Origin of the sequence: Rhizobium sp. PEPV16, from assembly GCF_008919455.1 — a bacterium.
GTDB classification, from domain to species: domain Bacteria; phylum Pseudomonadota; class Alphaproteobacteria; order Rhizobiales; family Rhizobiaceae; genus Rhizobium; species Rhizobium leguminosarum_Q.
The window spans coordinates 1-704 of sequence record NZ_VSZV01000053.1 but is presented as its reverse complement, the minus strand read 5'-3'; the positions used below and the strand labels follow the sequence as shown (position 1 = coordinate 704).

Sequence of the window (704 nt, the reverse complement as noted above, 5' to 3'; positions counted from 1 at the left end):
AGCGCCGGATGCCGGCCCATGGGCGCGATCCGGACGATCTGAAAATCATGCCGGGCATCGTCATCAACGTCGGTGAAACCGAAGCCGAAGCAAAGGCGAAAGTGGATTATCTGATCGACAAGATGCATCCGGATGTCGGCCGGCTGATGCTTTCCGAATTCCTGGAAGCGGACCTGCGCGACGTGGCTCTCGACAAGCCTTTCCCCATGGATCGGCTGCCGGCGGCGCCCAAGGGATCACGCGCCCTGTTCGACGAACTGGTCGATTTCGTCAAGAGCGGCCGCACCGTCGGCGAACTCATCCGGCACTATGCCGAGAAGCATACCGGAAACGGCATCACAGGCACGCCGGCCCAGATCGCCGACTACATGGAGGAATGGTTCGAGACGCGTGCGGCCGACGGCTTCATCCTGATGTTCCCGACCTTGCCGTCCAGCCTCGACGACTTCGTGCGGCTTGTCCTGCCGGAGCTTCGCCGCCGCGGCCTCTTCCGCGAGGAATATGAGGGCAAGACTTTGCGCGAAAACCTCGGTCTTTCAATGCCTGTCAATCGCTTTGCCAAAACGCAAGAGCCAGCCCGATGAGTGCCGAGGCTTTGATCAGCGAAGCGGACTTCAAGCTTTCGATGCGTCATCTGGCAGGTGCCGTCAGCGTGATTACGGTCGGCGACGGGCAAGACCGCACCGGCTTCACCGCAACGTCGG

General features: G+C 61.4%; 2 pseudogenes. Both read left to right on the top strand.

Going from position 1 to position 704, the window contains the following annotated elements:
- Window positions 1-584, top strand: a pseudogene (locus tag FY112_RS37270) (LLM class flavin-dependent oxidoreductase); the annotation flags it as partial.
- A pseudogene (locus FY112_RS37265) lies at window positions 581-704 on the top strand (flavin reductase); the annotation flags it as partial. The pseudogenes FY112_RS37270 and FY112_RS37265, both read left to right, overlap by 4 nt.